This window comes from Pseudaeromonas paramecii (genome assembly GCF_039540575.1).
Classification (GTDB): domain Bacteria; phylum Pseudomonadota; class Gammaproteobacteria; order Enterobacterales; family Aeromonadaceae; genus Pseudaeromonas; species Pseudaeromonas paramecii.
On the sequence record NZ_BAABFC010000031.1, the window covers coordinates 1 to 882 of the forward strand.

Consider the following 882-nt stretch of genomic DNA (forward strand, 5'->3'; position numbering starts at 1 on the left):
GGCGATGCCAGTTGTACTCATGCAGCCACGGTTGCAGGTGTTCTGCCCGTTGCTCTGAAGATTCATAGCTTCGCGCATAGGCCCATTCACGCAGGGCTGTCTGAATGAAGCGCTCGGCTTTGCCATTAGTTTGTGGTGTGTACGGCTTGGTGCGCCGGTGCTTGAGTCCCAGGCGCCGACACAGCTTCTGGAAGCGTTTCGACCGATAACACGCGCCATTATCAGTGAGTAGCCGGCTGAAACGAATACCGAGCCGGGCGTAGTAGCGAAGTGCCTGTAGCAGGGCCAAGCAAGCACTGCGTCCCGTTTCATCAGGATGCAGAGAGCTGAATGCCACACGAGAGTGGTCATCGATCGCCACATGAACATACTCCCACCCCATGCCGGGTGAAGCCTGGCTGCGGTCACCGGTGACACGATGGCCGGGACGACGGAAACACCCCAGCTTTTTGATGTCCAAATGCAACAAGTCACCCGGTTTCTCATGTTCATAGCGTTGAACCGGAGCAGCCGGCTCCAGATTAGCCAGTCGATTAAGTCCCATGCGTTGCAGGATGCGGGCGACGGTACTGTGTCCTATGCCCAACGCTTGGCTGATGTGCCGATAGGTCTGTCGCTGCTTGCGCTGTTCGATAACCATCTGTTGCCGCTGGTCATCAATGGCATGGGGGCAGGATGCGGGTCGAGAAGAGCGATTATGCAAGCCATCGGGCCCCTCCTGGCGATATCGTGTCAGCCACTTGTAAGCGGTTCGAGTACTGACCCCGGCAGCATGAGCCGCCTCTTCAACGCGCAAGCCCTGTTCAAGGATACGCAGGATAAGAAGCTGTCGACCAAAGACGGTTAATCGGGCATTTTTATGGTTGTTCACTCGGGCGCCTC

Annotated in this window: 1 protein-coding gene; it reads right to left on the reverse strand. The window is 57.0% G+C overall.

Annotation, left to right across the window (positions count from 1 at the left end; translation table 11 throughout):
- Nucleotides 1-871 (reverse strand): IS481 family transposase (locus ABD847_RS16795; protein ID WP_345015136.1); only part of this gene is annotated, 871 nt, incomplete at its 3' end.
- Between the last annotated feature and the right edge of the window lie 11 nt (nucleotides 872-882).